The organism is Kribbella ginsengisoli (assembly GCF_039537185.1).
Taxonomy (GTDB): Bacteria; Actinomycetota; Actinomycetes; order Propionibacteriales; family Kribbellaceae; genus Kribbella; species Kribbella koreensis.
Window position 1 is genome coordinate 1 of sequence record NZ_BAABAA010000053.1, and the last position, 570, is coordinate 570.

At 55.1% G+C, this 570-nt stretch carries 2 protein-coding genes; both read left to right on the plus strand.

The genetic code is table 11. From position 1 onward, the window contains the following. A partial coding sequence (locus ABD768_RS43015; protein ID WP_344850771.1) for a GMP synthase (glutamine-hydrolyzing) occupies positions 1 to 90 on the plus strand: 90 nt, incomplete at its 5' end. A 176-nt stretch (positions 91 to 266) separates the two neighbouring features. Beyond that, positions 267 to 570: hypothetical protein (locus ABD768_RS43020; protein ID WP_425558484.1), on the plus strand; the 304-nt coding region annotated here is incomplete at its 3' end.

The window sequence follows — 570 nt, forward strand, 5'->3', positions numbered from 1 at the left end:
TCCACCCGGATCACCAACGAGGTTCCGGACGTGAACCGCGTGGTCCTCGACATCACCAGCAAGCCGCCGGGCACCATCGAGTGGGAGTGACTGCTGACCAGTTCTCTGGGAGGCGACCATCTGACATCTTCTGCCCACTCTCGCACCCTAGGAGCTCAGTGGGTGCAGAACGAGATCAGTTGAGGTGAACTCTGCCGTTCAACCACGCAGGATCTCGTGGCAATGCCAGAATTGTCATGTAAAGACCTGAATGGTAGGCGGAGCAGATGCGCAAAGGTCGGCGGTCGGGGCAAGATGACTTCACAGATGCCTTCGTTGAGTTGGGACTGGAATTCGTTGCCGATCGATTCAATGGTTGGTGGCGTAGGCGTAAGAGTCGTGCGTCGACCAGTGCAGATTCTCTCCGTGATCACGATCCCTCTATTCCTGACATTGATTTTCGTGAACCGCATGTTGCACCAATTAACAACTTGGTTGACATTCTTCGCGGGCGGCATCCGGGAAAGTTTATTCCATATTTGTCTCCAAGTTACGGTGGCACGCGGGCTCGCGTTTTCGCGGTGTTCCAGT